This is a genomic window from Sphingomonas sp. Leaf21 (assembly GCF_916858675.1).
In the GTDB taxonomy this organism is placed as follows: Bacteria; Pseudomonadota; Alphaproteobacteria; order Sphingomonadales; family Sphingomonadaceae; genus Sphingomonas.
This window is the reverse complement of sequence record NZ_CAKASM010000005.1, coordinates 190,889-216,367: the sequence shown is the minus strand read 5'-3', so window position 1 is coordinate 216,367 and position 25,479 is coordinate 190,889. Positions and strand designations below refer to the sequence as shown.

31 protein-coding genes, 2 tRNA genes and 1 pseudogene are annotated in these 25,479 nt (G+C 65.9%); 26 read left to right on the top strand and 8 right to left on the bottom strand.

What is annotated here, in order from left to right; translation table 11 throughout:
• Together LRP66_RS07325 and LRP66_RS07320 are read right to left on the bottom strand one after the other, a co-directional pair.
• Window positions 1-281, bottom strand: a pseudogene (locus LRP66_RS07325) (hypothetical protein); the annotation flags it as partial.
• 133 nt (window positions 282-414) lie between these two features.
• On the bottom strand, window positions 415-1,656 hold the full coding sequence (locus LRP66_RS07320) for a TetR/AcrR family transcriptional regulator (RefSeq protein WP_230481837.1): 1,242 nt from the start codon (window positions 1,654-1,656) through the stop codon (window positions 415-417).
• A gap of 233 nt (window positions 1,657-1,889) precedes the next feature.
• Here LRP66_RS07320 and LRP66_RS07315 point away from each other — a divergent pair, with 233 nt between their 5' ends.
• On the top strand, window positions 1,890-2,945 hold the full coding sequence (locus LRP66_RS07315; RefSeq protein ID WP_329959246.1) for a methyl-accepting chemotaxis protein: 1,056 nt from the start codon (window positions 1,890-1,892) through the stop codon (window positions 2,943-2,945).
• Window positions 2,946-3,029: 84 nt separating this feature from the next.
• On the opposite strand, the gene LRP66_RS07305 is transcribed toward LRP66_RS07315, so the two are convergent.
• Complete coding sequence (locus LRP66_RS07305; protein ID WP_230481836.1) at window positions 3,030-3,926, bottom strand: acyl-CoA thioesterase; 897 nt, start codon at window positions 3,924-3,926, stop codon at window positions 3,030-3,032.
• Between the two features lie 123 nt (window positions 3,927-4,049).
• Here LRP66_RS07305 and LRP66_RS07300 point away from each other — a divergent pair, with 123 nt between their 5' ends.
• The 4 genes from LRP66_RS07300 (at window position 4,050) to LRP66_RS07285 (ending at window position 5,839) form a co-directional block, all read left to right on the top strand.
• Entirely contained in the window at window positions 4,050-4,226 is a 177-nt protein-coding gene (locus tag LRP66_RS07300; RefSeq protein ID WP_230481835.1) for a hypothetical protein, read from the top strand.
• A gap of 138 nt (window positions 4,227-4,364) precedes the next feature.
• On the top strand, window positions 4,365-5,552 hold the full coding sequence (locus LRP66_RS07295; protein WP_443026668.1) for an AI-2E family transporter: 1,188 nt from the start codon (window positions 4,365-4,367) through the stop codon (window positions 5,550-5,552).
• Between the two features lie 52 nt (window positions 5,553-5,604).
• Window positions 5,605-5,681: transfer RNA gene (locus LRP66_RS07290), tRNA-Asp, on the top strand.
• A gap of 81 nt (window positions 5,682-5,762) precedes the next feature.
• A tRNA-Asp gene (locus tag LRP66_RS07285) sits at window positions 5,763-5,839 on the top strand.
• 149 nt (window positions 5,840-5,988) lie between these two features.
• On the opposite strand, the gene LRP66_RS07280 is transcribed toward LRP66_RS07285, so the two are convergent.
• From LRP66_RS07280 to LRP66_RS07265, 4 genes are all read right to left on the bottom strand, one after another.
• Window positions 5,989-6,192 (bottom strand): DUF2842 domain-containing protein, encoded by a 204-nt coding sequence (locus LRP66_RS07280; RefSeq protein ID WP_230481834.1) that lies wholly within the window; start codon window positions 6,190-6,192, stop codon window positions 5,989-5,991.
• Window positions 6,189-6,722, bottom strand: a complete 534-nt coding sequence (locus LRP66_RS07275) for a 5-formyltetrahydrofolate cyclo-ligase (protein ID WP_230481833.1) — start codon at window positions 6,720-6,722, stop codon at window positions 6,189-6,191. The genes LRP66_RS07280 and LRP66_RS07275 overlap by 4 nt, the downstream gene beginning before the upstream one ends.
• Window positions 6,723-6,923: 201 nt before the next feature.
• Window positions 6,924-7,253, bottom strand: a complete 330-nt coding sequence (locus LRP66_RS07270; RefSeq protein WP_230481832.1) for a cell division protein ZapA — start codon at window positions 7,251-7,253, stop codon at window positions 6,924-6,926.
• Complete coding sequence (locus LRP66_RS07265; protein WP_230481831.1) at window positions 7,253-7,450, bottom strand: Atg14 domain-containing protein; 198 nt, start codon at window positions 7,448-7,450, stop codon at window positions 7,253-7,255. The genes LRP66_RS07270 and LRP66_RS07265 overlap by 1 nt, the downstream gene beginning before the upstream one ends.
• A gap of 205 nt (window positions 7,451-7,655) precedes the next feature.
• On the opposite strand from LRP66_RS07265, the gene gap reads away from it, so the two are divergent.
• From gap to LRP66_RS07250, 3 genes are read left to right on the top strand one after another with little or no spacing between them, the layout of a single operon-like run.
• Complete coding sequence (gene gap / locus LRP66_RS07260; protein ID WP_230481830.1) at window positions 7,656-8,666, top strand: type I glyceraldehyde-3-phosphate dehydrogenase; 1,011 nt, start codon at window positions 7,656-7,658, stop codon at window positions 8,664-8,666.
• A 17-nt stretch (window positions 8,667-8,683) separates the two neighbouring features.
• On the top strand, window positions 8,684-9,142 hold the full coding sequence (locus tag LRP66_RS07255; protein WP_230481829.1) for an MOSC domain-containing protein: 459 nt from the start codon (window positions 8,684-8,686) through the stop codon (window positions 9,140-9,142).
• On the top strand, window positions 9,139-10,338 hold the full coding sequence (locus LRP66_RS07250; protein WP_230481828.1) for a phosphoglycerate kinase: 1,200 nt from the start codon (window positions 9,139-9,141) through the stop codon (window positions 10,336-10,338). The genes LRP66_RS07255 and LRP66_RS07250 overlap by 4 nt, the downstream gene beginning before the upstream one ends.
• A gap of 9 nt (window positions 10,339-10,347) precedes the next feature.
• On the opposite strand, the gene LRP66_RS07245 is transcribed toward LRP66_RS07250, so the two are convergent.
• On the bottom strand, window positions 10,348-10,866 hold the full coding sequence (locus LRP66_RS07245; RefSeq protein WP_230481827.1) for a TlpA family protein disulfide reductase: 519 nt from the start codon (window positions 10,864-10,866) through the stop codon (window positions 10,348-10,350).
• A gap of 118 nt (window positions 10,867-10,984) precedes the next feature.
• Between LRP66_RS07245 and relB the strand changes: the two genes are divergently transcribed.
• The 18 genes from relB (at window position 10,985) to nuoK (ending at window position 25,475) form a co-directional block, all read left to right on the top strand.
• Window positions 10,985-11,215: a type II toxin-antitoxin system RelB family antitoxin gene (gene relB / locus LRP66_RS07240; RefSeq protein WP_230481826.1), complete on the top strand. Its 231-nt coding sequence runs from the start codon at window positions 10,985-10,987 to the stop codon at window positions 11,213-11,215.
• Window positions 11,212-11,538, top strand: coding sequence for a type II toxin-antitoxin system PemK/MazF family toxin (locus tag LRP66_RS07235; protein WP_230481825.1), 327 nt, complete (start codon window positions 11,212-11,214; stop codon window positions 11,536-11,538). Before relB ends, LRP66_RS07235 begins: the two co-directional genes overlap by 4 nt.
• A gap of 35 nt (window positions 11,539-11,573) precedes the next feature.
• The gene (locus LRP66_RS07230; RefSeq protein ID WP_230481824.1) at window positions 11,574-12,482 is read left to right on the top strand and encodes a class I fructose-bisphosphate aldolase; all 909 of its coding nucleotides are present in this window, start codon (window positions 11,574-11,576) and stop codon (window positions 12,480-12,482) included.
• Window positions 12,483-12,583: 101 nt separating this feature from the next.
• Window positions 12,584-13,267 carry a thiamine phosphate synthase gene (gene thiE / locus LRP66_RS07225; protein ID WP_230481823.1) on the top strand — a complete coding sequence of 228 codons (684 nt, stop codon included), beginning with the start codon at window positions 12,584-12,586 and terminating at the stop codon, window positions 13,265-13,267.
• Window positions 13,268-13,599: 332 nt separating this feature from the next.
• A complete protein-coding gene (locus LRP66_RS07220) occupies window positions 13,600-14,184 on the top strand; it encodes a M23 family metallopeptidase (protein WP_230481822.1) in 585 nt (194 codons plus the stop codon).
• Window positions 14,185-14,257: 73 nt separating this feature from the next.
• Complete coding sequence (gene efp / locus LRP66_RS07215) at window positions 14,258-14,821, top strand: elongation factor P (RefSeq protein WP_042483212.1); 564 nt, start codon at window positions 14,258-14,260, stop codon at window positions 14,819-14,821.
• A gap of 128 nt (window positions 14,822-14,949) precedes the next feature.
• Window positions 14,950-15,762, top strand: a complete 813-nt coding sequence (locus LRP66_RS07210; protein ID WP_230481821.1) for an inositol monophosphatase family protein — start codon at window positions 14,950-14,952, stop codon at window positions 15,760-15,762.
• A 196-nt stretch (window positions 15,763-15,958) separates the two neighbouring features.
• Complete coding sequence (gene ndhC / locus LRP66_RS07205; protein ID WP_230481820.1) at window positions 15,959-16,333, top strand: NADH-quinone oxidoreductase subunit A; 375 nt, start codon at window positions 15,959-15,961, stop codon at window positions 16,331-16,333.
• Window positions 16,324-16,908, top strand: a complete 585-nt coding sequence (locus tag LRP66_RS07200; RefSeq protein ID WP_329959245.1) for a NuoB/complex I 20 kDa subunit family protein — start codon at window positions 16,324-16,326, stop codon at window positions 16,906-16,908. The genes ndhC and LRP66_RS07200 overlap by 10 nt, the downstream gene beginning before the upstream one ends.
• Window positions 16,905-17,741, top strand: coding sequence for an NADH-quinone oxidoreductase subunit C (locus tag LRP66_RS07195; RefSeq protein ID WP_230481819.1), 837 nt, complete (start codon window positions 16,905-16,907; stop codon window positions 17,739-17,741). The genes LRP66_RS07200 and LRP66_RS07195 overlap by 4 nt, the downstream gene beginning before the upstream one ends.
• A complete protein-coding gene (locus LRP66_RS07190) occupies window positions 17,738-18,973 on the top strand; it encodes an NADH-quinone oxidoreductase subunit D (protein WP_230481818.1) in 1,236 nt (411 codons plus the stop codon). The genes LRP66_RS07195 and LRP66_RS07190 overlap by 4 nt, the downstream gene beginning before the upstream one ends.
• A complete protein-coding gene (locus LRP66_RS07185; RefSeq protein WP_230481817.1) occupies window positions 18,973-19,647 on the top strand; it encodes a complex I 24 kDa subunit family protein in 675 nt (224 codons plus the stop codon). The genes LRP66_RS07190 and LRP66_RS07185 overlap by 1 nt, the downstream gene beginning before the upstream one ends.
• Window positions 19,647-20,957: an NADH-quinone oxidoreductase subunit NuoF gene (gene nuoF / locus LRP66_RS07180; protein WP_042483195.1), complete on the top strand. Its 1,311-nt coding sequence runs from the start codon at window positions 19,647-19,649 to the stop codon at window positions 20,955-20,957. The genes LRP66_RS07185 and nuoF overlap by 1 nt, the downstream gene beginning before the upstream one ends.
• Complete coding sequence (gene nuoG / locus LRP66_RS07175; RefSeq protein ID WP_230481816.1) at window positions 20,957-22,975, top strand: NADH-quinone oxidoreductase subunit NuoG; 2,019 nt, start codon at window positions 20,957-20,959, stop codon at window positions 22,973-22,975. The genes nuoF and nuoG overlap by 1 nt, the downstream gene beginning before the upstream one ends.
• Complete coding sequence (gene nuoH / locus LRP66_RS07170; protein WP_230481815.1) at window positions 22,972-24,027, top strand: NADH-quinone oxidoreductase subunit NuoH; 1,056 nt, start codon at window positions 22,972-22,974, stop codon at window positions 24,025-24,027. Before nuoG ends, nuoH begins: the two co-directional genes overlap by 4 nt.
• The gene (gene nuoI / locus LRP66_RS07165; RefSeq protein ID WP_042483186.1) at window positions 24,024-24,509 is read left to right on the top strand and encodes an NADH-quinone oxidoreductase subunit NuoI; all 486 of its coding nucleotides are present in this window, start codon (window positions 24,024-24,026) and stop codon (window positions 24,507-24,509) included. The genes nuoH and nuoI overlap by 4 nt, the downstream gene beginning before the upstream one ends.
• 49 nt (window positions 24,510-24,558) lie before the next feature.
• Window positions 24,559-25,170, top strand: coding sequence for an NADH-quinone oxidoreductase subunit J (locus tag LRP66_RS07160; protein ID WP_007404217.1), 612 nt, complete (start codon window positions 24,559-24,561; stop codon window positions 25,168-25,170).
• Complete coding sequence (gene nuoK / locus LRP66_RS07155) at window positions 25,167-25,475, top strand: NADH-quinone oxidoreductase subunit NuoK (protein WP_007404079.1); 309 nt, start codon at window positions 25,167-25,169, stop codon at window positions 25,473-25,475. The genes LRP66_RS07160 and nuoK overlap by 4 nt, the downstream gene beginning before the upstream one ends.
• The last annotated feature ends 4 nt before the right edge of the window (window positions 25,476-25,479 follow it).

The following is a 25,479-nucleotide window of genomic DNA, read 5'->3' as shown; positions in this document are numbered from 1 at the left end:
CGCTGCGGCCAGGCGGCGCGACGCTGCTCGCGATAGGCGCGCATCTCGTCCGGGGTCACGGTGCCGTCGTGGTTGGCGTCCATCGCCGCGAAGCGCTGGTCGGCGGCGGCGATCGCGGCGGCGCGGGTGATGTTGCCAGAGGCGTCGGGCTGCAACCCCATCATGCCACCGCCCATGCGGCCGGGCGGCGGGGGTGGCGGGGCCGTCGGTGCCGTCTGCGCCGGGGCCGCCGTGGCGGTCAGCATCGTGGCGAGGGAAAGGCCGATCAGGGTCTTTCGCATGGGTGTCTGGTCCTTTGCGGGGGAGGGGACCAACCCCTCCGGTCGACGCCCCTTTTGCCGTCCGGCTGTCGCCCGATCATGTCGGACGGGGCGGCGAATTGTCGCAAATTGTGCGAGCGGCGCCACCCCCCTGTCAGCGCAGGAACCGGTCGTCGAACATGCCGTAGAGGATGGTCGAGGCATAGAGCGCGATGGCATGTGGACGCTCCATCGTACCCGCCCATTTGCGCATGTCGAAGGCGGCATTCTGGATCGCCATCAGCGCCTGCGCCGCGATCAGCGCATCGACCGCGCGCATCGATCCCTCCGCCACGCCGTCCATGATCGTGCCCGCGTAACGGCGTGCGATCCGGTTGGAGCGCTCGACCATCTGCGCGCGCACATCGCCCGGCAGGCTGGCGAGCGCGGTGGTGCGGAGCAGCGGCCCGCGTTCGGCGAACTGCACGTCGAGCAGCGTGGCGATCGCGCTGGACAAGCGGTGCCAATGGCTCCCGCCGGCGGCGTCGGCGAGCTGTTGCGCGGCGGTGATCGTGTCGAAGCTGCGCCGGTAACAGGCCGCGACCAGATCGTCCTTGGCGTCGAGATGATGGTAGAAACTGCCCTTGGTGACGTTCAGCTCGCTCGCGATCCGCTGTACGCTGGCGCCGCGATAGCCGAGCTGGTTGATCAGCCGGGTGGCGGCCAGCAGGAACGCCTCGCGCCCCGGCTCGGTCCGCTGCGCCATCTGCTCGTGGAGATCGAGCATCGCGGGGGACCAGCCCGCCCCGTTGGTGGCGATGCCATGGGTCAGCACGTCGAGCAGCCGCTCCTCGACGCGGGGAAACTGGTCGAGTTCGTAGCGGACCAGCCAGATCGGCAGCCAGAAGGTGTTTTCCAGCAGGACATGCGCGCGCGCGCCATACAGGTCGGTATGCGCGCGGCTGGGCGCCGGGCCCCAAAGGCTGCGCGTCGCGCGGAAGACCTTCTGCCAACCCGCCATCAGGCGGCCCCGGATCGGCTCCTCCATCGCGCGAAGGTCGGACAGCACCGCGAAGGGAGCCTCCTCGCCCCGCTCGATCCGGGCGAGCCGCGCCATGTTGATCGACAGATAGCGCGCGACCCGTGCCTGCGGTGTCGGAGCCTCGGCGGCCTCCGCCAGCATCTCGAGCAGCCGGGCGAGCGTATGTTCGAACGCCGCCGCCGCCAGCTCGTCCTTCCGGCGGAAGTAATAGGTGACGCTGGTCGTGTTCAGCCCGACGCGCTGGGCCACGTCGGCGAACGTCATGCCCTTCGCCGACTGTTCGTTGATCGCCTGCGCGGCCGCCGCCAGGATGGCATCCCGCTTCTGGCGATAGCGCTCGGTATTGTGTCCCTCATCGACGGACATCGCCGCCATTTTCGTCACCCTCTCGATACCCATCCGTCGCCCTGCATCGGTGGCTCCGGGGCATCCGCCATAATCGGAAAACACCCGCCGGTCATCGCAAATTCGAGCCTGAATCCGGACATGATCACCTGACCATTCCAAATCACGGTATGGCCGAAGCGGTGTGGCCCGTTGATCCATGGGTGCCATGGCCGAAACGATCGATTAACGAAGGTTTAGTCCATTTTGGGCAGTATAACATCATGAGTTGCGCACCAATCCTGCCAGGCGTCGACCAGTTTTGGCACCGCGATGATCCCCTTTTCCGGTCGATCGAGCAGACGCATCTCCTGGCGGCCTTCGACATCGAAGGACGGATACTATGGAGCAATGACGGATTTCGTCAGGCTTTCGATTACGAACGGGCCGACCTGATCGGCAAGCACCATGCCCTGTTATGTCCCGCCGGGGTCGAGAATTCCGAGGCCTATCGGCAATTCTGGTCCGGCCTGCGCAACGGGGAGGCGCAAAGCGGCATTTATCGCCGGGCGGACCGCCATGGACGATCGATCTGGCTGGAGGCCCGTTATCTGCCGATCCGCGACGCGGCGGGCGACATCGCCCATATCCTGACGATCGCGACCGACATCACCGCCCGCTGCATCACCGATGGCGAAGCGCACAGCAAGCTGGCCGCGATCGATCGCTCGCAGGCCGTGGTGCAATTCGATCTGAAGGGGCATGTGTTGGCGGTGAACGACATATTCCTGTCGCTCGTCGGATGGAAGCGAGAGGCGGCGATCGGGGCGCACCATCGCAACTTCTGCGCGCCCGACCATGTCCGGTCGCTGGCCTATGTCCGCTTCTGGTCCGATCTGGCCGCGGGCCAGTTCATTTCGGGGCGCTTCGACCGGCGTCGCGCCGACGGCACGCCGATCTGGCTCCAGGCGACCTATACCCCGATCCTCGATGCCGAGGGCGTGCCCTACAAGGTCGTGAAATTCGCCACCGACATGACCGATCAGGTCCGGCTGGAGGCGCAGGCGAACGAGCGGCTGGCCCAGGCCGAACGCTTCCGCCTGATGGCGGAGGATCGCAAGACCGCGCTGGAAACGATGCTGCGCGACATGGAGGGCATCGTCGACAGCATCGCCGGGATCGCGGGGCAGACCAACATGCTCGCGCTCAACGCGAGCATAGAGGCGGCGCGCGCGGGGGCGGCGGGTCGTGGCTTCGGCATCGTCGCCGCCGAGGTCAAGAAGCTGGCCGAGGATACCCGCAGCGCCACCCAGTCGGTTCGCGAGATGCTGCGACGCTAGGGCCGATCGACATTCAACCATGCCTGTCCTTCCCTCGCCCCTCGTAGAGGGGAGAGGGGTGAATAAGCTGAATGTCGATCGGCCCTAGGCGGGTCGGGGCGAGCGCAGGCGGATCAGCCCTTCCTGCGCGACGCTGGCGACCAGCCGTCCATCGGCCGCGAAGATCCGCCCGCGATTGAACCCACGCGCATGCCCCGCCCATGGGCTGTCGGTCGTGTAGAGCAACCATTCGTCGGCGCGAAACGGCTCGTGCAGCCACAGCGCATGGTCGAGACTGGCCGTCTGCATGTCGTCGATCAGCCAATGGACGGCATGCGGCATGGTCGAGGTGCCGAGCAGCGCGAAGTCGCTGGCATAGGCCAGTACCGCACGGTGCAACGCGGCATCGTCGCCGATCGGGGCGACGAGGCGGAACCAGATCGACTGGGTCGGGGCACGCGGCTCGGGCTTGAGCAGTTGGCGCGGATCGACGGGGCGGAGTTCGATGGGACGCGGGCGCGACAGAAAGGCACGGACGGGGGCGGGAATGCCGTCGCCCAGGCGCGCCAGCAATTCGCGCTCGGGCGGCAGCATCTCCGGCGCGGGGACGTCGGGCATCGCGTCCTGATGGTGCAGCCCGTCCTCGGGCGTCTGGAACGAGCAGGCGAGGTTGAGGATCGGCTTGCCCTTCTGCATCGCGATCACGCGTCGCGTGGCGAAGCTGCGCCCCTCGAAATCGCGTTCGACGCGGTAGACGATCGGATAGCGTTCGTCGCCGGGACGCATGAAATAGGCGTGGAGCGAATGGGCGATGCGCGGCGCCTCGGTCGAGCGCTGCGCCGCCTGAAGCGCCTGTGCGATGACCTGGCCGCCGAAGACGCGTCCCTCGCCGCCCGGACGACGGGCGCCGCGATAGAGGTTGGTGTCGATCTCCTCGATGTCGAGCAGCGCGACGAGGCCCTGGGTCAGCCTTTCGGGGGAGGGGGGCGTTCGGTCGTCCATCGGACGGTGATGATTGCCATTGACGTAAACGTCAACTGCCGAGAGTCTTGTGCAGAAAAGATACTTTCGCCGACAGGTGCGCCCCGCTACACCAGCGGCGACGATCGGAACCGGGAGATGGCGATGGACGCGGTGAGCGAAGACGGCGCGTCGGAACGTGCGGAACTGCACTTTCTGGCGGCGCTGACCGAGGAATTGATGCGTCACCTGATGGACGCGGGCGTCCTGTCCCGCCAGCAGCTACAGGCCATCGAGAATGCGGTCGCCGAGCGGACCGGCGGCATCCCGCGCGCCTGGTGAGGCGCCCCGCGCCGTGGTTGGCGCGTTTCATGACATAAACGTCATCGGCGTGAGACGTTAGCGGCTTTCCTGACCGGGGAAAGCCGCTAACGTGACCGCATGAGTGACGTGCACGACGACGCGACCGCCAGAGGCCCGATGGCCGGCGATTCGATCCTGGGAACGCCGGCGGGCATGGGCTCGCGGGAGGCGATGCGGATCGCGATGCGCCGCGACCGCTTGCTCGCGGGGCTGACGCTGACGGCGGGGGCCGGGTTCACGCTCGCGCTGCCCTTCGCGCTCAAGGAGGGGGCGGAATTCTTTCTGCCGCTCACCACCGCGCTGGTCATCGCGATCGCGCTGGTGCCGATCCTCGAATGGCTGGAACGGCGCCGGGTGCCGTCGCCGCTTGCCGCGCTGATGTGCGTGCTGCTGTTCCTGATCGTCGCCAATATCGCGCTGGCGGCGATCATCGTGCCCGCGACCGACTTCTTCCGCCTGCTGCCCAGCCGGATCGGGCGCATCCAGGACAATCTGGCGCCGCTGCTCGATCTCTATTCGAACCTCGAACGCTATGTGAACAAGGCGCTGCGTCAGGTCGCCTCGACCCCGATCCGCCAGCCGCAGACGGCCGCCGTCTCGCCGCCCAGCTCCATCCTCGAACTCGCGGCGACCTCCGCGCCGACGCTGATCGTCCAGTTCCTGTTCGGCGTCCTCGTCGTCTTCTTCGTCCTGTCGGGCTGGACGCGGATGCGGCGCGAGACGATCCGGGGGCGCACCAGCTTCGACGGCGCGATGGCGACCGCGCGGGTGATCCAGGAGGTCGTGGACGACGTCTCGGCCTATCTGGGCACCATCACCATCATCAACCTCGCGCTCGGCGGTGCGGTGGCGGGCGCGCTGTCGTTGTTCGGCATGCCCTATCCGCTGATGTGGGGCGGTATCGTCGCGCTGCTCAACTATATTCCCTATTTCGGGCCGGTGATCGGCGCGCTGCTGCTGGCGATCGGCGGGCTGATGACGTTCAGCGATATCTGGATCGCGCTGGCACCGCCCGCGATCATGTACGGCATGCATCTGGTGGAGGCGAATCTGATCACCCCGCTTATCGTCGGGCACCGCCTGACCATCAGCCCGGTGCTGATCCTCGTCTCGCTCAGCTTTTGGGGATGGGTGTGGGGAACGGTGGGCGCGCTGCTTGCGGTGCCGCTGCTGATCATCCTCCAGACCGTCCTCAAGGCGGCGGGCAAACCCGACATTGCGGGCTTCCTGTTCGAGCATGGCACGCTGACCTATCTCGACCGCGACAGCGACCCGGTCGACGTTCCCGAAGAAAGTTCGAAATGAAGCGTTGACAGTGTCGGGAGCCTCGCCTAGTTGGCGCGCCTCGACGCTTTCAGCGGGTGTAGCTCAGTTGGTTAGAGCGCCGGCCTGTCACGCCGGAGGTCGCGGGTTCGAGCCCCGTCACTCGCGCCATTTCCGCTTGGGAAATGGTGAAAATATCGAAATCCCCAAAGGGGCCGATGCCGGATATATGCGGTGTCACATGGCTTTCAAGCGGGTGTAGCTCAGTTGGTTAGAGCGCCGGCCTGTCACGCCGGAGGTCGCGGGTTCGAGCCCCGTCACTCGCGCCATCCTTCGGGATGGCGTTTTCGTATCCCGACATGTTTGACCAGCGGTAGGACATGCGCCTCGACCGCGCTCGGCGCGAACGCCTGTCTCGCATACCCGCATTCTCCCGCCTCCGTTCCGCCTGAGCCAAGTCGAAGGCCACGGGACGTCGCTAACCCCGTCCCCCCTCCATCCAGCGCAGCAACGGCTTCATCGGCGTGATCCACACGATCCCCGCGATGACGTAGAATGCCAGTTGCAACACCCAATGCCACTGCCCGACCACGCCAGACAGGCTGGCGACCAGCATCGCCCAGATGGTGATGATCGCGACGATCAGCAGCATTCCGGCGGGTTTGCGCCAACTGGGGGTCATGCGACGATCCATTCCGCTTCGGTGGCGATGGCGTGGAGCGGTATGTCCCACGCATCGGGGCTCATCGCCTCGACCTCCTGTATGGCCCAGGCGATGCCGACGCGCCATGCGTCGGGATTGGCGGCGAAGGCGCGGTCATAATGGCCCGCACCCTGGCCAAGGCGATTGCCGCGCCGGTCGAAGCCGACCAGCGGCGTCAGGATGATGTCGGGCGTGCATTCGGGGCCCTCGGGGTCGGGCTGGTGCAGTCCGAACGCCCCGACGTGCAGATCCTGCCCCCTAGCCCATGTCAGGAAGCGGATCGGGCTCGCCCGGTCGACGACATGGGGCAGCGCGATCGTGGCGCCCGCGTGCAGTGCCGCCTCGACCCACAAGGCGGGATCCGCCTCCGCCCCGATCGGGCGATAGGCGGCGACGATCTGGCCGGGCAGCAGGCGGTCGAGAAAGGGGCGCGCCACCGGGATCAGGCCGGGGCCGTGCGCGTCGCGTATGGCCCGCATCCGGGCCCGCAGGGCGCGCTTGTCGATCATGCGGGAAGGGGGCGGGTGGCGGGACCGCCATGGCCGTTTGCCGTAATATCCACCGACGCCCAATACGTCAGGTGGGGACCATGTACGTCGGACCAGGGTCCGGGCAGGGACAGCCCCCTTGGATGAAGAATAGCCTCAGGGATTATCGTGGCTCGTACCGGGCAGAGCCCGCCGCCAACCCATGTAGGTGAGGACGAGCCGTTACTCAAGGGCATCCCCGGTTCCTTCGGCCGCAGGTCCTTCATTGAGCGCATCGGCCAGCCCCTCCAGCCGCTCGGCGATGCGGGCGAGCGCGGCTTCGCTGACCGCGGCACCGGCGGGCGGGCGACGCTCCGCCTCTTCCAGCGCATCGGCCAGCATCAGCGCGACGAACAGCAAGGCGCGCTCGCCATTGTGGCCGCCCGACGCACGCATCGCGGCGGGCCAGCGCTGGTCGAGCATCTGGCCGAGCAGGCGGACGCGCGCTTCGCCGCCCTCCTGGCAATAGACGGTATGGGGGCGATCGCCGATCGTGATCGTGACTTCGGCCATCAGGCGGCGCTCCCCCGGCTGATCACCTCGTCGAGCGCCGACACGGCGTCGGCCATGCGGGCCTTGAGCGCGGCGTGACGGCGCGCGAGCGCATCTTCCTTGGCCGCGCGGGCACGGATCGCCTGTTCGATGCGGGCGATCGCGCGGTCGATCCGCTCGACGGAGGAGAGGACATCGTCGGCAATGGGTTCGGGCATGTGGATCGGCTTAGCAGGATGGCTTGACGCAGCAACCCGCAATTGGACGGACGGGGCTCCAGGGGCGGTTGACAGCGAACCCGTCGGCTCCGAAAGGCGTCGGGCGAACGATGGAATCGCGCCGGACACCGCGCCGGCGCGTCGGCCATCCCACCAGGGGCGGTGCCGTCCAGGCCACGCCCGTATGAGACAGGAGCTTGCTGGCATGACGGTCAAGGTTGCAATCAATGGTTTCGGCCGCATCGGTCGACTGGTCGCGCGTGCCATCCTGGAGCGTGGCGGCGACGCCCTGGAGCTGGTCGCGATCAACGATCTCGCCGACGCCAAGTCCAATGCCTGGCTGTTCAGCCGCGACAGCGTGCATGGCCGCTATCCGGGCGAAGTGTCGGCCGAAGGCAACGACATGGTGATCGACGGCAAGCACATCCGCGTCACCGCGGAGCGCGATCCGGCCAACCTGCCGCACAAGGAACTGGGCGTCGACCTGGTCCTGGAGTGCACCGGCTTCTTCACCGACAAGGCATCGTGCGAGAAGCATATCGCGGCGGGCGCCAAGAAGGTGCTGATCTCGGCGCCGGGCAAGAATGTCGACCTGACCGTCGTCTACGGCGTCAACCATGACAAGCTGAGCGCCGAGCACACGATCGTCTCCAACGCCTCGTGCACCACCAACTGCCTGGCGCCGGTCGCCAAGGTGCTGAACGACGCGATCGGGATCGAGCGCGGCCTGATGACCACGGTCCACGCCTATACCAACGACCAGAAGATCCTCGACCAGATCCACCCCGACCTGCGTCGCGCCCGCGCCGCCGCCATGTCGATGATCCCGACCACCACCGGCGCTGCCCGCGCGGTGGGCGAGGTGCTGCCCGAGCTGAAGGGCAAGCTGGACGGTTCGGCGATCCGCGTGCCGGTGCCCGACGTCAGCCTGGTCGACCTGACCTTCACGCCGAAGCGCGACACCACGAAGGACGAGGTCAACGCGATCCTGAAGGCGGCGGCCGAGAGCGGCCCGCTCAAGGGCGTGCTGGTCTTCTCGGACGAGCCTTTGGTCTCGATCGATCTGATGCACTCGCCGCAGTCCTCGACCGTCGACAGCCTGGAGACGGCGGTGATCGACGGCAAGCTGGTGCGCGTCGTGTCGTGGTACGACAATGAATGGGGCTTCTCGAACCGCATGGTCGACACCGCGACCGCGATGGCGAAGTTCCTCTGATGCGCGAGGGGCGGGGGATGACCGGGCGTCTGGCCGGCATCGCCCGCCATGCCGTACCCAAGGGGCCGATGGAGGTGATCGACACCGCCTCGGTCACCCTGGACGGCGGGGTGGAGGGCGACCATCGCGGGCGGGTCAAGCCCGGCGGGCGTGGGCGTCGACAGGTGACGCTGATCGCGCGCGCCGACTGGGACGCGGCGCTGGCCGAGATCGATCGCGACATCCCCTGGCAGGAGCGCCGGGCGAACCTGCTGGTCGAGGATCTCGACCTTCCCCGAATTCCGGGCAGCCGATTGCGGATCGGTCCCGTCCTTCTGGAAATCACCATTGAATGCGATCCGTGCCACCGCATGGACGCGATCGCCGACGGGTTGCAGGCGGCTCTCAAGCCCGACTGGCGCGGCGGCGTGTGCACTCGCGTCGTCGAGGGCGGCACGATCCGCATCGGCGATATCATCAGGATCGAAGAATCATGACCAAGCCCTTCAAGACGCTCGACGATATGGGTGACGTGTCCGGTAAGCGCGTACTGGTCCGCGAGGATCTGAACGTGCCGATGGCCGACGGCCGCGTCACCGACGACACCCGCCTGCGCGCGACGATCGCGACGGTGACCGAACTTGCCGACAGGGGCGCGATGGTCCTGATCCTCGCCCATTTCGGCCGCCCCAAGGGGCAGCGGAACCCCGAATTCTCGCTGGCGATGCTGACCCAGCCTTATGGCGACGTGCTGGGTCGGCCGGTCCGCTTCATTGACGATGTCGCTGGCGAGGCGGCGGAAGCGGCGGTCGCGACGCTGAATCCCGGCGATATCGCGATCCTCGAAAACACCCGCTTCCATGCCGGTGAGGAAAAGAATGATCCCGAACTGGCGGCGCAGATCGCCCGGCTGGGCGATTTCTACGTCAACGACGCCTTCTCGGCCGCGCATCGCGCGCATGTCTCGACCGAGGGGCTGGCGCGCCAGCTTCCGGCGTTCGCGGGCCGGGCGATGGAGGCCGAACTCGACGCGCTGGAAAAGGCGCTCGGCAATCCCGAGCATCCGGTCGCGGCGGTCGTCGGCGGTGCCAAGGTCTCGACCAAGCTCGCCGTGCTCAAGCATCTGGTCGGCAAGGTCGATCACCTCATCATCGGCGGCGGCATGGCCAACACCTTCCTCGCGGCGCGCGGCGTCGATGTGGGCAAGTCGCTGTGCGAGCACGACCTGACCGGCACTGCCGAGGAGATCATGGATGCCGCCGACAAGGCGGGCTGCACCGTGCACCTGCCTTATGACGTGGTCGTCGCCCGGGAGTTCAAGCCGAACCCCGCGACCCGTACCGTCAACGTCCACGAAGTCGCCGCCGACGAGATGATCCTCGACCTCGGCCCCAATGCGGTCGAGGCGCTGGGCGACGTGCTCAAGAATTGCCGCACCCTGGTGTGGAACGGCCCGCTCGGGGCGTTCGAGACGCCGCCCTTCGACATGGCGACCGTCGCACTCGCCAAGACGGCGGCGGCGCTGACCCAGGACGGCAGCCTCGTCTCGGTCGCGGGTGGCGGCGATACCGTCGCGGCGCTCAACCAGGCGGGCGTGGGGACGCAGTTCAGCTTCGTCTCGACGGCGGGCGGTGCGTTCCTGGAATGGATGGAAGGCCAGGACCTTCCCGGCGTCGCCGCGCTGATGGGCTGACGGAAAGAGTTACGACCCCGTCGCCCCTGGCGGCGGGGTTTCCTTTAGCAGCGGCACCAGCAACCGGTTGAGGTCCGCCAGTTCGAACGCCGCCGCCTGCGCGTAACGCACCCGCCCGGCGCGATCGATGATATAGTTGGTGGGCACTGCGCCCAGCACGTCATAGGGCCCCTTGATCCGCCGCGCCGAAGGGATCGCCAGCGCCGCGAACAACGGCTTCAGGCGATAGAGCGGCAGCGAATCCTCGGTCGCCACCGCGAAGACCTTCAGGCCATGTCGCTGCTGAACGCGGTAATATTGGTCGAGCAGCGGCAGCTCCGCGCGGCAGGGTCCGCACCACGTCGCCCAGAAATTCAACACCACGACCTGTCCCCGCAGATCGGCCAGCCGGACGCGCGACCCGTCGATCAGCGTCAACTCGAAGTCCGGCGCCAGCTCGCCGACCGTCGGCACGGGCCTCGCCGCCATCGACGCGTCGACGGGCATCGCCGCCAGGATCGCCGCCAGCAGCCATGGCATCCATCTCATCGGAACGTTCCCCCATTTGCCCCAAATGAGGATGCGGGATTGCCGGGGCGACCGTCAAGGACGCTTGTATCAACTTGTCGGACTTGCTAGGTTTAACGCGTTAAACGAAGGAGTGATGATGCTCGGCGTCCGTCTCGACACCGAATTGGAGGAACGGCTCGCCGCCGTCGCGCGCACCCAGGGGCGCAGCAAGAGCGATATCGCGCGCGAGGCCGTGCGTCGCTATGTCGACCTGCACGACGAGGCCTATCGTCGCGAGGCGCGCCGCCAGTCGACCCGTGCGTCCAAGCGCGACACGGCGGAGGATTTCGCCTTCTGGAACGCGCTGGCGAAGGACGATGCCGCGTGATCATTTCGCACGCCGCCATCGTCCTCGCGACCAATGGCGAGGGGGGCGATCATCGTCCGTTCCTCGTCGTCCAGTCCGACCTTTACAACGAGACTCACAATACCATCACCGTCTGCCCGATGACCAGTGTCGTCGGCGGCGAGGCGCTGTTCCGCGTCGCCTTCTCGCCGCGCGAGCATACCGGCCTGACGGTCGAGTGCGAGGTGCAGGTGGACAAGATTTTGTCCATCCCGCGCAATCATATCGTCAAGGTGCTGGGCCATGCCTCGCCCACCCGGATGGAGCAGGTCGACCAGGCCATGCGCCGCTGGCTGATGCTCTGAACCCCTTTTGCCCCATACCCGATTGGAGAGACCCGATGACCCCGACCGTAAAAGCCATTCTCGACAAATATGAAGCCACACCGGCGGCGGTGAAGGCGAACCTCGCCCGCATCCTGATGCAGGGCAGGCTGGGTGGCACCGGCAAGGTCATCATCCTGCCGGTCGACCAGGGTTTCGAGCATGGCCCGGCGCGCAGCTTCGCGATCAACCCGCCCGCCTATGACCCCCATTATCATTTCCAGCTCGCGATCGATGCGGGACTGTCGGCCTATGCCGCGCCGCTGGGAATGCTGGAGGCGGGGGCCGACACCTTCGCGGGGCAGATCCCGACGATCCTGAAGATCAACAGCTCGAACAGCTGGGGCACGTCGATCAACCAGGCGGTGACCGGCAGCGTGCAGGACGCGGTTCGGCTGGGTTGCGCGGCGATCGGCTTTACCATCTATCCCGGCTCGGACGGCATCTTCGACGCCATGGACCAGATCGCGATCCTGTCGGCCGAAGCGCGCGAGGCGGGCCTCGCCACCGTCATCTGGAGCTATCCGCGCGGCGGCAAGCTGACCAAGGACGGCGAACTGGCGCTCGACGTCGGTGCCTATGCCGCGCACATGGCGGCGCTGCTCGGCGCGCACATCATCAAGGTGAAGCTGCCGACCGCCCATATCGAACAGGCGGAAGCCAAGTCGGCCTATGAGGGCAAGGACTGGTCGAAGCAGTCGGACCGCGTTCGCCACGTCGTCCAGTCGAGCTTCGCGGGCCGCCGCATCGTCGTCTTCTCGGGTGGCGCGGCCAAGGGTGCCGATGCCGTCTATCAGGACGCACGCGATATCCGTGACGGTGGCGGCAATGGTTCGATCATCGGCCGCAACACCTTCCAGCGCCCGCGCGATGAGGCGCTGGCGATGCTCGACAAGCTGATCGCGATCTACAAGAACGAGGAATAAGTTCTTGTGGGTATGGGCGTTCCGGTTGGGGAACCGGGGCGCCCATTTTCTCCGCCGCCGCCACAGGTGACGGCGCGCGCGTCAGGCGCTAGGGAAGGCGAATGACGCTTGATGACGATCCCCTGGGCCCCCTCGATCCCGATTTCGCGCGGGCCTTTGTCCGCGACATGCGGCGCCCGCCCTGCCAGCTCTATCTGATCTCGCCGCTCGACGTGACCGGCGGCTTCGCCGATCGCCTGGCACGCGCGCTCGACGCAGGGCCGGTCGCGGCCTTTCAGTTTCGCGTCAAGGACATCGACCAGCATTCGGCCGCCAGGCTGGCCGAGCCGCTCCAGCGCATCTGTGCCGACCGCGAGGTGGCGTTCATCGTCAACGACAGCATCAGTCTGGCCAAGCGACTGGGCGCCGACGGCGTGCATCTGGGCCAGGACGATGGCGATGCGCGAGAGGCGCGCGATGCGCTCGGCCCGACGGTGCAGATCGGCGTGAGCTGTCACGACAGCCGCCATCTGGCGATGGAAGCGGGTGAGGCCGGTGCCGATTATGTCGCGTTCGGCGCATTCTATCCGACGACGACCAAGGTCACCGAGCATCGCCCCGAACCGGTGATCCTGTCCTGGTGGTCGACGCTGTTCGAGCTGCCGTGCGTCGCGATCGGGGGGATCACGCCGGCGAACGCCACGCCGCTGGTCAAGGCTGGGGCGGACTTCCTGGCGGTGTCGGGTACGGTGTGGAACGGCGACGAAGCCGCCGCGATCAAGGCCTTTGCCGAGGTGTTGAAGTAAGGTTGTTGCCCCCGCTCGCGTGTCCCGGAGAGGGGGAAGACGATGGCACCCACGAACGCCAATCCGTTCCGCTCCGGAAACAAGCGCGCCTGCCCGCGTTAATCAACCAGATTGAGAAGGGCATCGAGGGAGCGACGCGTGAAGAGATTGGCGATCGCCCTGGGAACGGGGGTGGCCATGGCTTTGGTGGCGGTGACGACCCACCCGTCGCCAGCCCCGGCGCAGGAGCCGGAATCCGGAACCATCGCCCACGACCCGCGGGCGGTGACGGCCGCGCATCCGTCCGATCGTAAAGTCTCACCCGAATGAGTCGAGGCGGGGGCAGGGGGCCGTTGTCGCGTTTCGGCTGGGTGATGCTGGCGCTGATCGTGATCGGGGTCGGTGGTTTCCTGTCGATGTTGTCGTTCGGCGGTGGCGAGGTCGTGGTGCCCGAAACATCGGCGCCGGCAACGCGCAAGGTGACGGGCGGCGCGACCGCGCTGGTCCTGCCGATCGCGGGCTATCCGGCGTCGTCGCTCCACCGCGACTGGGGCGATCCGCGTGACGGCGGCCAGCGCACGCATCAGGGAATCGACCTGATGGCGGCCGGTGGCACGCCCGTCGTCGCCGCGCTGCCCGGCACCGTCGAGAAGCTGTTCGAAAGCGCGCGCGGCGGTCACACCCTCTATATCCGCTCGCTCGATCGTCGCTGGAGTCTCTATTATGCGCATCTCAAGGGCTATGCGCCTGGCCTGACCGAGGGGCAGCGCGTCGCGCAGGGGCAGGTCGTCGGCTATGTCGGCGATACCGGCAATGCGGGCGCGGGGAACACCCATCTCCACTTCGCGGTCAGCTGGATGCGCGCCGGGGACGGCTGGTGGCAGGGTGAGCCGGTCGATCCCTATCCGCTGCTTGCCGGAAAGACCGCTTCGAGCTAAAGCGTGCGCCACGGACCGTCGGGCCGCGTCTACGCCCCGGCATCCTTCGCTCTTTCCAGCAGGTTGAAGACCCATGAAGATCAGCGGCGTGGACATTCGTCCCGGCAACATCATCGAGTATGAAGGCGGCATCTGGCGCGCCGTGAAGATTCAGCACACCCAGCCCGGCAAGGGCGGTGCGTACATGCAGGTCGAGATGAAGAACCTCATCGACGGCCGCAAGACCAACGTCCGCTTCCGCTCCGCCGAGACGGTCGAGCGCGTCCGCCTGGATACCAAGGACTTCCAGTTCCTGTTCGCCGAGGGTGACGACCTGACCTTCATGGACAAGGAAACCTATGAGCAGATCACGCTGCCGCGCGACCTGCTCGGCGATGCCGCGGCCTTCCTGCAGGACGGCATGGACGTGGTGATGGAACTGCACGAGGAGCGTCCGATCTCGGTCCAGCTTCCCGACACGATCGAGGCCACCATCGTCGAGGCCGACGCCGTGGTGAAGGGGCAGACCGCCTCGTCCTCGTACAAGCCCGCGATCCTCGACAATGGCGTCCGCGTGATGGTGCCGCCGCACATCGCAAGCGGCGTGCGCATCGTCGTCGACGTGTACGAACAGACCTACGTCCGCCGCGCGGACTAATCGGTATCGGCGGATGACCGGCGCGGACCAGCGCGACATCGTCATCCGCCGTTCCGGCCCGTCGTTCGCGGCGGGCCTTTTCAATTACAGCGCCCTGGAATGGCAGCGGCGCGATCGAAAGGACGATCATGGCCTCGCACTCCGGGCTTCTCACCATCATGGAACGCGCCGCGCGCAAGGCCGCCCCGCGTCTCCGCCGCGACTTCAACGAGGTTCAGCACCTCCAGGTCAGCCGCAAGGGCCCCGCCGACTTCGTGTCGATGGCGGACAAGCGGGCCGAGGAGACCGTCTTCGAGGAATTGAAGAAGGCCCGCCCCGACTGGAACTTCCTGATGGAGGAGGGCGGGGAGGTCAAAGGCGATCCGTCCAAGCCGCGCTTCATCATCGATCCGCTCGACGGCACCTCGAACTTCCTGCATGGCATCCCGCACTTCGCCATCTCGATCGCGGTCGAGGAGCAATTGCCCAGCGGCAAGCGCGAGGTGACCACCGGCCTGATCTACCAGCCGCTGACCGATGAGAGCTTCTGGGCCGAGAAGGGCCGTGGCGCATGGTTGCAGGACGGTCGCCTGCGCGTCTCGTCGCGCCGCGATCTGTCCGAAGCGTTGATCTCGACCGGCATCCCGTTCCTGGGGCATGGCGATTTCGTTCAGTGGAGCCGTATTTTTGGTGCGATCGCGCCGCAGGTCGCCGGTATCCGGCGCTTCGGCTCCGCCGCGCTCGACCTCGCCTGGGTCGCCGCCGGTCGCTACGACGGTTTCTGGGAGTCGGGGCTCAAGCCCTGGGACGCCGCGGCGGGTATGCTGCTGGTGCGAGAAGCGGGCGGTTTCGTGAGCGATTTCCGGGGCTCGGACAAGTCGCTCGAACGCGGCGAATATCTCGCCGCCAACGAGGGGCTCCATTCCAAGCTTCACAAGCTGCTGGCGAACGCCCTGCGATAGGGCAATTTCGGGAATTTCCGCGCAGGGAGCCTCGCTCCTTGCGCGCAACCCATGGAATTCCCATATAATTTTGTGCGGACCGGTGCGAATGACACCGTTAAGTTGCGATTCATTCTCATGCCTCCGCTGGCTTGCTCCGGCCGACCCATCGGCCTAAAGCCATCCGCATCCAGTCCCGCAGCTGCGAGAGAAAAACTTGGTCGATCTGTCGCAATATCTGCCGATCCTCCTGTTCCTGGGCGTTGCCCTGGCACTGTCGACGGCCTTTGTGTTTCTGCCGATGCTCGTCGCGCGCCTCACCGGTGCGCATCAGCCCAACGAGCAGAAGCTGTCCGAATATGAATGCGGCTTCCCCGCGTTCGAAGACCCGCGCAGCCAGTTCGACGTGCGTTTCTACCTCGTCGCGATCCTGTTCATCATCTTCGATCTGGAAGCGGCGTTTCTGTACCCCTGGGCGGTCAGTGTCTTCAGCCTCGGCTGGACCGCCTGGTTTTCGATGATGATCTTCATCGGCGAGCTCGCGCTCGGGCTCGTCTATGCGTGGAAGAAGGGAGCATTGGATTGGGAGTAAATCTTCACTCCGGTCCGGTCGAGTTCAAGCCGCAGGCGCATGGCGGACCCGTCCATGACGGCCAGGCCCTCGTCCAGCCCGATCAGGGCTTTTTCGACGGCCTCAATGGCGAACTGACCGACAAGGGCTTCCTCGTCACCTCGACCGAGGAGCTGTTCCAGTGGGCGCGCACCGGCTCGCTCTGGTGGATGACCTTCGGTCTGGCGTGCTGTGCGGTGGAGATGATCCACGTCAACATGCCGCGTTACGACATGGAACGCTTCGGCGCCGCGCCGCGCGCGTCGCCGCGCCAGTCGGACGTGATGATCGTCGCGGGCACGCTGTGCAACAAGATGGCCCCGGCGCTGCGTCGTGTATACGACCAGATGTCGAACCCGAAATACGTCATTTCGATGGGTAGCTGCGCCAATGGCGGCGGCTATTATCATTACAGCTATTCGGTGGTGCGCGGCTGTGACCGGATCGTGCCCGTGGACATCTATGTCCCCGGCTGTCCTCCGACCGCCGAGGCGCTGCTGTACGGCGTGATGCAGTTGCAGCGGAAGATCCGCCGCGCCGGGAGCATCGAACGGTGAGGGCGCCTGCTCCCCGTTTCGCCGCCAACGATGGCGTGATCGATGCGGCCCGCGCCGCGCTCGGCCCCTGGCTGGTCGATGCGCGCGAGCATGTGGGTGAGATCGCGCTGATCGTCGATCGCGCGAACCTCGTGCCCGCGATGATCGCGCTGCGCGATACCAAGGGGCTGGAATATCAGCAGCTCATGGAGATTGCGGGCGTCGACTATCCCGAGCGCGACGAGCGTTTCGAGGTGGTCTATTGCCTCCTCTCGCTGACCCGCAATCACCGCCTGCATGTCCATGTCTGCACCGATGAGGACAAGCCGGTGCCGTCGGTGACCGGGCTGTGGCCGGTCGCCGGCTGGCTCGAGCGTGAGGTCTATGACCTGTACGGCGTGCTGTTCTCGGGCAATAGCGACCTGCGTCGCATCCTGACCGATTACGGTTTCCGTGGGCATCCGCTGCGCAAGGACTTCCCGCTGACCGGCTATACCGAGCTGCGCTATTCGGAAGAAGAGAAGCGCGTCGTCTATGAGCCGGTGAAGCTGGCGCAGGACTTCCGCAATTTCGACTTCCAGAGCCCGTGGGAAGGCGCCGAGTATGTGCTTCCGGGCGACGAGAAGGGCACGCAGGGCGAAGGCAAGGGCGCGCAGAGCCCGGCCAGCGCGGATGCGGTGAAGAAGGCGGGCGCTGCCCCCGACAAGACCGTCGCCGCCGACGCGCCCGAGAGCAAGACCACCGAGAGCCCCAAGCAGACGGGCGCGGGCGAGCCGCATCCGGGCAACAAGGCCGAGGACAAGCCCAAGAATCCGGACGTCGTGCCGGGCAAGGGCGGAGGACAGAACCAGTGAGCGACTATGTCGACGAACTGCTCCACAAGACGGACGCGGCCGACCCGACCACGGGCGACGTGTCGATCCAGAACTATACGATCAACTTCGGCCCGCAGCATCCGGCGGCGCACGGGGTGCTTCGCCTCGTCATGGAGCTGGACGGCGAGATCGTCGAGCGGGTCGATCCGCATGTCGGCCTGCTCCATCGCGGCACCGAGAAGCTGATCGAGTACAAGACCTATTCGCAGGCGCTGCCGTATTTCGATCGCCTCGATTACTGCTCGCCGATGTGCATGGAGCATAGCTATGTGCTGGCGGTCGAGAAGTTGCTCGACCTCGAAGTGCCGCTTCGCGCGCAATATCTGCGGATGTTCTTCGCCGAGCTGACGCGCATCTCGAACCACATGCTCAATCTGGGCAGCCACGTCATGGACGTCGGCGCGATGACGCCGAACCTGTGGATGTTCGAGATCCGCGAAGACTGCATGAACTTCTATGAGCGGGCCTCGGGCGCGCGCATGCACGCGAATTATTTCCGCGTCGGCGGCGTCCATCAGGACGTGCCGCTCAAGCTGCTGACCGATATCGCCGACTGGCTCGATACGCGTCTGCCGCAGCTGTTCGAGGATGCGATCGGCCTGGTGGCCAACAACCGCATCTTCAAGCAGCGCAATGTCGATATCGCGGTGGTGAACCGCGAGGACGCGATCAAGTGGGGCTTCTCCGGCCCGATGATCCGCGGCTCGGGCATTCCATGGGATCTGCGCAAGTCGCAGCCCTATGACGCCTATGACAAGGTGGACTTCGACGTGCCGGTGGGCACCAGCGGCGACTGCTATGACCGGTTCATGGTGCGCGTCGAGGAAGTGCGCCAGTCGGCCCGGATCATGAAGCAGTGCCTGGCGCAGATGCCCGAAGGTCCGGTGATGGCCACCGACCGCAAGGTCACGCCGCCCAAGCGCGCCGAGATGAAGCGCTCGATGGAAGCGCTGATCCACCACTTCAAGCTCTATACCGAAGGGTATCACGTCCCCGCCGGTGAGGTGTATGTCGCGACCGAAAGCCCCAAGGGCGAGTTCGGCGTGTTCCTCGTCTCCGACGGATCGAACAAACCCTATCGCTGCAAGATCCGCCCGACCGCGTTCAGCCATCTCCAGGCCATGGAATTCATGTCCAAGGGGCATATGCTGGCCGACACGACCGCGATCCTGGGCGCGATGGATATCGTTTTTGGTGAATGTGACCGCTAATGGCTGACGCACCCAACATCCCCGACGAGGCCGAAGTCCGCGCCCGCTGGGGCAATTTTTCCTGGACCGACGAGAACCAGAAGAAGGCGAACGAGATCCTCGCGCGCTATCCCAAGGGGCGCGAACAGTCCTGCTCGATCCCGTTCCTCGACCTGGCCCAGCGTCAGGTCGGTGCTGAGACGCAGACGCAAGGCTGGCTGCCGGTCCCGGTGATCGAGTTCGTCGCGCGCCAGCTCGGCGTGGCGTATATGCGCATCTACGAGGTCGCGACCTTCTACACGATGTTCAACCTGGCGCCGGTCGGCCGCTATCATGTGCAGGTGTGCGGCACGACGCCGTGCATGTTGCGCGGGTCGGACGACGTGCTGGCGGCGTGCAAGAACAAGGGCCTGATCAAGGGCAAGACGACGCCCGACGGCATGTTCACGCTGACCGAGGTCGAGTGCATGGGCAATTGCGCCTCGGCACCGATGGTCCAGATCAACGACGACAATTACGAGGATCTGGACTACGACCGCACGGTCGTCATCCTGGAGGCGCTTGCCAAGGGCGAGCATCCCAAGACCGGCACGCAGGAGCCGGGTCGCCACACGGTCGAGCCGATCGGCGGTCCGACCACGCTGACCGCCATGGTCGGCGATAATCACGACTATCGCGGGGAGTGGGGCGCATAATGCTCGCTGACAAGGACCGCATTTTCACCAATCTCTACGGCTATCAGCCGTGGAACGTCGACGCGGCGATGAAGCGCGGCGATTGGGACAATACCAAGGCGCTGCTGGAGCTGGGCCAGGACAAGATCATCGACGTCATCAAGGCGTCGGGTCTGCGCGGGCGCGGCGGGGCTGGCTTCCCGACCGGCATGAAGTGGAGCTTCATGCCCAAGGAACCGCGCCCCGACCGGCCGAGCTTCCTGGTCATCAACGCCGACGAGTCCGAGCCGGGCAGTTGCAAGGACCGCGAGATCATCCGCCACGATCCGCACAAGCTGATCGAGGGCGCGCTGGTCGCGGGCTTCGCGATGCGCGCGCGCGCGGCGTACATCTATATTCGCGGCGAATATATCCGCGAGGCCGAGACGCTGTTCGCGGCGGTCGCCGAGGCCTATGACCGGGGCTTCCTGGGCAAGAATGCCTGCGGCTCGGGTTACGATTTCGACGTGTTCGTCCATCGCGGTGCCGGCGCCTATATCTGCGGCGAAGAAACCGCGATGATCGAAAGCCTGGAGGGCAAGAAGGGCCAGCCGCGCCTCAAGCCGCCTTTCCCGGCGGGTGCGGGCCTTTATGGCTGCCCGACCACGGTCAACAATGTCGAGTCGATCGCGGTCGCGCCGACGATCCTGCGTCGCGGGGCCGAGTGGTTCTCCTCCTTCGGGCGTGAGAACAACAAGGGCACCAAGCTCTTCCAGATTTCCGGCCATGTCGATCGCCCCTGCGTGGTCGAGGAAAGCATGTCGATCAGCTTCCGCGAGCTGATCGAGAAGCATTGCGGCGGTATCCGTGGCGGCTGGGACAATCTGCTCGCGGTGATCCCGGGCGGGTCGTCGGTGCCGCTGGTGCCCGCCGCCGAGATCATGGACGCGCCGATGGACTTCGACGGCTTGAAGGCGGTCGGATCGGGCCTCGGCACGGCGGCCGTGATCGTCATGGACAAGTCGACCGACATCGTCCGCGCGATCAGCCGCCTGTCGTACTTCTACAAGCATGAGAGCTGCGGCCAGTGCACGCCGTGCCGTGAGGGCACCGGCTGGATGTGGCGCGTCATGGAGCGGATGCGCACCGGCGATGCCGACGTGTCCGAGATCGACACGCTGTTCCAGGTGACGAAGCAGGTCGAAGGCCACACCATCTGCGCGCTCGGCGACGCGGCGGCCTGGCCGATCCAGGGCCTGATCCGCCACTTCCGCCCGGAGATGGAACGCCGGATCCGCGAACGCAAAGGCGAGACGGGCGGCAACGCCCCGATGATGGAAGCTGCCGAATAATGCCTAAGGTCAAAGTCGACGGCGTCGAGATCGAGGTGCCGCAGGGCGCCACCGTGCTCCAGGCCTGTGAGCTGGCGGGCAAGGAAATCCCGCGCTTCTGCTATCATGAGCGGCTGTCCATCGCGGGCAATTGCCGCATGTGCCTGGTCGAGGTGAAGCCTGGGCCCCCCAAGCCGCAGGCGTCCTGCGCGCTTCCGGCGGCGGACAATCAGGAAATCTTCACCACCACCCCGATGGTGAAGGCCGCGCGCGAAGGCGTGATGGAATTCCTGCTCATCAACCACCCGCTGGACTGCCCGATCTGCGATCAGGGCGGCGAGTGCGACTTGCAGGACCAGTCCATGGCCTATGGCAAGGGCCATAGCCGCTATGACGAGAACAAGCGGGCCGTCACCGAGAAATATATGGGTCCGATCGTCAAGACGGTCATGACCCGCTGCATCCAGTGCACCCGCTGCGTCCGCTTCGCCGAAGAGGTCGCGGGCGTGGAGGAGATCGGCGCGATCTATCGCGGCGAGAACATGCAGATCACGTCCTACCTCGAACAGGCCGTGTCGAGCGAGCTGTCGGGCAATGTCGTCGACCTGTGCCCGGTGGGCGCGCTGACGTCCAAGCCCTATGCGTTCGAGGCGCGTCCCTGGGAGCTGAAGAAGACGCTCGCCATCGACGTGATGGACGCGGTCGGCACCAATATCCGCCTCGACAGCCGTGGTCGTCAGGTGCTGCGCTGCGTGCCGCGCATCAACGACGAGGTGAACGAGGAGTGGGCGAGCGACAAGACGCGTCATGCGATCGACGGCCTGGTCCGTCGTCGTCTCGACCGTCCGTTCATCCGCCGCGACGGCAAGCTGGTGCCCGCCACCTGGGACGAGGCGTTCGCCGCGATCCGTGACGTGAACGCCGGTTCGAGCGTCGCCGCGATCGCAGGCGACCTGGTCGATTGCGAGACCATGTTCGCCGCCAAGGCGCTGCTCGCCAGGATGGGCTCGACCCTGCTCGAAGGTCGTCAGACCGGCATGGATTACGACACGTCGAGCCTGGCGGCGGTCAACTTCAATACGACCATCGCGGGCGTGGAGAAGGCCGATGCGATCCTGCTGATCGGCACCAACCTGCGCTGGGAAGCGCCGCTGGTGAACACCCGTATCCGCAAGGCGATCAAGAAGGGCGCCAAGGTCTTCGCGATCGGCCCCGAAACCGACCTGACCTACAAGGTCGAGTGGCTGGGCGCCGACCTGTCGGTGCTGGGCAGCCTGCCCGAGGCGGTGACCGAGCTGTTCGGCAAGGCCGCGCGTCCGATGGTGATCGTCGGTGGCGGTGCGTTGAAGGGTGCACACGGCGCGAGCCTCAAGCTGGTCGACCAGTTCAATCTGGTGCGGACGCTCGAAGACGGCTCGGCCTGGAACGGCTATAACGTCGTGCACATGGCGGCGTCGCGCATGGGCGGCCTGATGCTCGGTTATGCGCAGAGGGGCGGCATCGCGGACGTGGTTGCGACCGCGCCGAAGCTGGCCTTCTTCCTGGGCGCCGACGAGGTGGACTTCGCCAAGTTCGGTAGCAGCTTCAAGGTGTTCGTCGGCCATCATGGCGACAAGGGTGCGCATCACGCCGATGTCATCCTGCCGGGCGCGACCTATGCCGAGAAGTCGGGCACCTGGGTCAACCTCGAAGGCCGGGTGCAGCGCGGCGACCGTGCGGTGTTCGCACCGGGCGACGCGCGCGACGACTGGACGATCTTCCGCGCCTTGTCCGAGGTGTTGGGCCAGACGCTGCCGTTCGATACGCTGGAAGACCTGCGCGCCGCGATGGCGGCCGAGGTCCCTGCGCTGGGCCAGGTCGGCCTGGTGACCTTCGACTGGGCCGCGCCGTCGCTGAACGCGACCGCGTCGGGCACGATGGAAGGGTATCCGATCAAGGACTTCTACCTCACCAACGCGATCTGCCGCGCCAGCCCGACGATGCAGCGCTGCTCGGCCGAACTGGTCCATGGTGAGAGCTATGCGGAGGCAGCGGAGTGACCGCGTTTTTCAACACGACGCTCGGCCTTCCTTATGGCTGGGCCTGGACGATCGCGACGCTGGTCGGGATCCTGGCGATCGCGCTGCCGCTGATGCTGGCGGTCGCGATGGTCATCTATGTCGACCGCAAGATCTGGGCGGCGATGGCGCTGCGCCGTGGCCCGAACGTGGTCGGTCCCTTCGGTTTGCTCCAGTCCTTCGCCGACGGTCTGAAGGTCTTTCTTCAGGAAACCATCGTTCCGGCCGCCGCCAATCGCGGGCTGTTCCTGCTGGCGCCGATCATCACCTTCACGGTCGCGCTGATCGTCTGGGCGGTGGTGCCGTTCCAGTCGGGCGTGGTCGTCGCGGATATCAATGTCGGCCTGCTCTATGTCCTCGCGGCATCGTCGCTGGGCGTCTACGGCGTGATCCTGTCGGGCTGGGCGTCGAACTCGAAATACCCCTTCTACTCGGCGCTTCGTGCCGCCGCGCAGATGGTGTCCTATGAAGTCGCGATCGGTTTCATCCTGATCTCGGTCGTGATGTGGTCGGGCAGCTTCAACCTGACGAACATCGTCGAGGCGCAGAAGAGCGTGCTGAACACGGGCGTGAACGGCTTCTTCCTGAATCCGCTGCTGTTCCCGATGGCGATCATGTTCTTCATCTCGGCACTGGCCGAGACGCAGCGCGCGCCGTTCGACCTGACCGAGGCGGAATCGGAGCTCGTCGCGGGCTACCAGACCGAATACAGCTCGATGTCGTTCGCGCTGTTCTGGCTGGGCGAGTATGCCAACGTCATCCTGATGTGCGCGCTGAACGCGATCCTGTTCTGGGGCGGCTATCTGCCTCCGATCAACTGGGCGCCGCTGTACGTCGTGCCGGGCATCGTCTGGCTGCTGTTGAAGATGTGCTTCTTCTTCTTCGTCTTTTCCTGGGTGAAGGCGACCGTGCCGCGCTACCGCTACGACCAGCTCATGCGGCTGGGCTGGAAGGTGTTCCTGCCGGTGTCGCTGTTCTGGGTATTCTTGGTGTCTGGCGTGCTGATGTATGCGCGCGTGGGAGTTCCGGCATGAGCGTCGCTCAGTACGTCAAGGCTTTTACGCTGTGGGAGTTCGTGAAGGGGCACGCGCTGACCCTTCGCTACTTCTTCAAGCCGAAGGCGACGATCAACTATCCGTTCGAGAAGAACCCCATTTCTCCGCGTTTCCGGGGCGAGCACGCACTGCGTCGCTATCCCAATGGTGAGGAGCGGTGCATCGCGTGCAAGCTGTGCGAGGCGATCTGCCCCGCCCAGGCGATCACGATCGAGGCGGAGCCCCGCGACGACGGCAGCCGCCGCACGACGCGCTACGACATCGACATGACCAAGTGCATCTATTGCGGGCTGTGCCAGGAGGCCTGCCCCGTGGATGCCATCGTCGAGGGTCCGAACTTCGAATTTTCGACCGAGACCCGCGAAGAGCTGATCTACGACAAGTCGAAGTTGCTCGATAACGGTGACCGCTGGGAAAGCGCGATCGCGGCGAACCTTGCCGCCGATGCGCCGTACCGTTAAAGCCCGCGACCAACGGTTCGGGGCGGACAGAAAAGGGGCCTGACAGGCAGTGATACAGGCTATCGCCTTCTATATTTTCGCGACCGTGGTGATCGTGTCCGCAGGGCTCACGATCGCGTCGCGCAATCCGGTGCACTCGGTCATGTGGCTGATCCTGGCGTTCTTCAACGCCGCGGGCCTCATGGTGCTGTGCGGGGCCGAGTTCATCGCGATGCTGCTCGTCATCGTGTATGTGGGCGCGGTCGCGGTGCTGTTCCTCTTCGTCGTCATGATGCTCGATATCGAGGTCGCGGCGATGCGGGCGGGCTTCGCGCGCTACCTGCCGCTGGGCCTGGCGCTCGCCGTCGCGCTGCTGGCCGAGGTCATCATCGCGTTTCAGGCGTGGAGCGTCGGTGGCGTGCAGCTGGCGGCCCGCGCGGCCCCGATCGCGCCCGAGGTGTCCAACATCCAGGCGATCGGCAACCTGCTCTACACCCGCTATCTGTTCATCTTCGAGGGCGCGGGCCTTGTCCTCCTCGTCGCGATGATCGGCGCGATCGTGCTGACGCATCGCAAGCGCGGTGGCGTCCGGCCGCAGAACATCGCCAAGCAGAATGCGCGTCAGCCGCATGAGGCGATCCGCAACATCAATCAGCCCATCGGGCAGGGGGTGGAACTGTGACGATCGGTCTCGTCCATTATCTGGTCGTCGCGGCGATCCTGTTCACCATGGGGGTGCTGGGTATCTTCCTCAACCGGAAGAACCTGATCGTCATCCTCATGGCGATCGAACTCATCCTGCTCGCCGTGAACCTGAACCTCGTCGCCTTCTCGGCCGCGCTTCAGGATCTGGTGGGTCAGGTCTTCGCCATGTTCGTGCTGACCGTGGCCGCCGGTGAATCGGCGATCGGCCTGGCGATCCTGGTCATCTATTTCCGTGGCCGCGGCACCATCGCGGTCGACGACGTCAACCGGATGAAGGGGTAATCGG

Excerpts from the sequence above, each read along its gene's own strand:
- LRP66_RS07265 (WP_230481831.1), bottom strand. The coding sequence starts at position 7,450 with ATGCCCGAACCCATTGCCGACGATGTCCTCTCCTCCGTCGAGCGGATC.
- LRP66_RS07275 (WP_230481833.1), bottom strand. The coding sequence starts at position 6,722 with ATGATCGACAAGCGCGCCCTGCGGGCCCGGATGCGGGCCATACGCGAC.
- nuoI (WP_042483186.1), top strand. The coding sequence starts at position 24,024 with ATGAGCGTCGCTCAGTACGTCAAGGCTTTTACGCTGTGGGAGTTCGTG.
- thiE (WP_230481823.1), top strand. The coding sequence starts at position 12,584 with ATGACGCTTGATGACGATCCCCTGGGCCCCCTCGATCCCGATTTCGCG.
- LRP66_RS07210 (WP_230481821.1), top strand. The coding sequence starts at position 14,950 with ATGGCCTCGCACTCCGGGCTTCTCACCATCATGGAACGCGCCGCGCGC.
- LRP66_RS07315 (WP_329959246.1), top strand. The coding sequence starts at position 1,890 with ATGAGTTGCGCACCAATCCTGCCAGGCGTCGACCAGTTTTGGCACCGC.
- LRP66_RS07230 (WP_230481824.1), top strand. The coding sequence starts at position 11,574 with ATGACCCCGACCGTAAAAGCCATTCTCGACAAATATGAAGCCACACCG.
- LRP66_RS07250 (WP_230481828.1), top strand. The coding sequence starts at position 9,139 with ATGACCAAGCCCTTCAAGACGCTCGACGATATGGGTGACGTGTCCGGT.
- LRP66_RS07295 (WP_443026668.1), top strand. The coding sequence starts at position 4,365 with ATGGCCGGCGATTCGATCCTGGGAACGCCGGCGGGCATGGGCTCGCGG.
- LRP66_RS07300 (WP_230481835.1), top strand. The coding sequence starts at position 4,050 with ATGGACGCGGTGAGCGAAGACGGCGCGTCGGAACGTGCGGAACTGCAC.
- LRP66_RS07305 (WP_230481836.1), bottom strand. The coding sequence starts at position 3,926 with ATGGACGACCGAACGCCCCCCTCCCCCGAAAGGCTGACCCAGGGCCTC.
- efp (WP_042483212.1), top strand. The coding sequence starts at position 14,258 with ATGAAGATCAGCGGCGTGGACATTCGTCCCGGCAACATCATCGAGTAT.
- LRP66_RS07245 (WP_230481827.1), bottom strand. The coding sequence starts at position 10,866 with ATGAGATGGATGCCATGGCTGCTGGCGGCGATCCTGGCGGCGATGCCC.
- nuoG (WP_230481816.1), top strand. The coding sequence starts at position 20,957 with ATGCCTAAGGTCAAAGTCGACGGCGTCGAGATCGAGGTGCCGCAGGGC.
- LRP66_RS07255 (WP_230481829.1), top strand. The coding sequence starts at position 8,684 with ATGACCGGGCGTCTGGCCGGCATCGCCCGCCATGCCGTACCCAAGGGG.
- LRP66_RS07320 (WP_230481837.1), bottom strand. The coding sequence starts at position 1,656 with ATGGCGGCGATGTCCGTCGATGAGGGACACAATACCGAGCGCTATCGC.
- LRP66_RS07280 (WP_230481834.1), bottom strand. The coding sequence starts at position 6,192 with ATGACCCCCAGTTGGCGCAAACCCGCCGGAATGCTGCTGATCGTCGCG.
- LRP66_RS07185 (WP_230481817.1), top strand. The coding sequence starts at position 18,973 with ATGGCTGACGCACCCAACATCCCCGACGAGGCCGAAGTCCGCGCCCGC.
- gap (WP_230481830.1), top strand. The coding sequence starts at position 7,656 with ATGACGGTCAAGGTTGCAATCAATGGTTTCGGCCGCATCGGTCGACTG.
- relB (WP_230481826.1), top strand. The coding sequence starts at position 10,985 with ATGCTCGGCGTCCGTCTCGACACCGAATTGGAGGAACGGCTCGCCGCC.
- LRP66_RS07270 (WP_230481832.1), bottom strand. The coding sequence starts at position 7,253 with ATGGCCGAAGTCACGATCACGATCGGCGATCGCCCCCATACCGTCTAT.
- nuoF (WP_042483195.1), top strand. The coding sequence starts at position 19,647 with ATGCTCGCTGACAAGGACCGCATTTTCACCAATCTCTACGGCTATCAG.